We start from the raw sequence: 700 nt of genomic DNA, 5'->3' as shown, positions 1-700 counted from the left end.
CTTATACCGATGAAACGGTTGTGATAATCGTTTCGGTAGAAACCGAGTCTAACGCCAAGGTTATCGGAATCGTGGTTGATGCAGTGTCGGATGTGTATAACTTTTCTCATTCTCAAATTCAGCCTTCTCCCGAGCTTTCCCAAACGAGTCAGGCGCAATATGTTAAAGGTTTGGGAAGTACCGAAGAAAAAATGGTGATTATTTTGGAGCTTAGCGAGCAATTGATCGCTGATCCAGATCAGGTTGCCGGACGACAATTACTAGCGAGTTAAGGTTCTTAAGTGGATTCTGATCGATCACGAGAGTTTGCGATGTCCGATGCTGATTTCCAGGAAATCAGCGAGTTGGCCTATAAGTATACTGGCATAGTGCTGGGGCCCCATAAGAAAGATATGGTTTATGGCCGCCTGGCGCGTAGGCTCAGAGATGTTCGTTTGGGCTCAGTAAGTGAATATCTGTCTTTGATTCGTAATGAAAACAGCGAAGAAGTTAGTCGTTTTATTAATGCGATTACGACGAATCTCACATCCTTCTTTAGAGAGAACCATCATTTCGAGTTTCTTGGAGATAAGCTCTGTAAGGAGCTAAAGAATAGCAACGCTGCTTCAAGGCGAATTAGAGTTTGGTCTGCAGGCTGCTCTTCTGGTGAGGAACCTTATAGCATTGCAATGACCATTCGGGATAACTTTGATTTAAGTGG

General features: G+C 43.9%; 2 protein-coding genes. Both read left to right on the top strand.

Translation table 11 applies throughout. The features are described from left to right. On the top strand, window positions 1-272 hold a 272-nt coding region (locus A3757_RS22595; protein WP_197470233.1), incomplete at its 5' end, for a chemotaxis protein CheW. A 9-nt stretch (window positions 273-281) separates the two neighbouring features. Beyond that, the coding region (locus A3757_RS22590) for a protein-glutamate O-methyltransferase CheR (protein WP_304439213.1) at window positions 282-700 on the top strand (419 nt) is incomplete at its 3' end.

The organism is Oleiphilus sp. HI0117 (assembly GCF_001635235.1).
The sequence above is the reverse complement of the archived record's forward strand: the minus strand, read 5'-3'. Positions and strand labels throughout refer to the sequence as shown.